Consider the following 378-nt stretch of genomic DNA (forward strand, 5'->3'; position numbering starts at 1 on the left):
GTAGACCCCGTCGACATCGGTATAGATGTCGCAGCGCACCGCGTCGAAGGCGGCGGCAAAGGCCACGGCCGTGGTGTCCGACCCGCCCCGGCCCAGCGTGGTGATGCGGCCCTCGGAGCTGATGCCCTGAAAGCCCGCGACCACCGCGACCTTCATGCCCTCGGCGAATTTCTGGTCGATATTGGCGCGCGGAATGGCCTCGATTCGCGCCGCCGAATGGGCCGAGCTGGTCTTCAGCGGCACCTGCCAGCCCTGCCAGCTGCGCGCGGGCACGTCCATTTCCTGCAGCGTCAGCGCCATCAGCCCGGCGGTCACGTTCTCGCCGGAACTCACGACGGCGTCGTATTCGCGTGCGTCGAACAGCGGCGAGGTCTGTTC

1 pseudogene is annotated in these 378 nt (G+C 68.0%); it reads right to left on the minus strand.

The annotated features are described in order from the left end of the window. Window positions 1–378: pseudogene (locus EBL85_RS16970) on the minus strand (aspartate kinase); the annotation flags it as partial.

Source organism: Marichromatium sp. AB32, assembly GCF_003718675.1.
GTDB classification, from domain to species: Bacteria; Pseudomonadota; Gammaproteobacteria; order Chromatiales; family Chromatiaceae; genus Marichromatium; species Marichromatium gracile.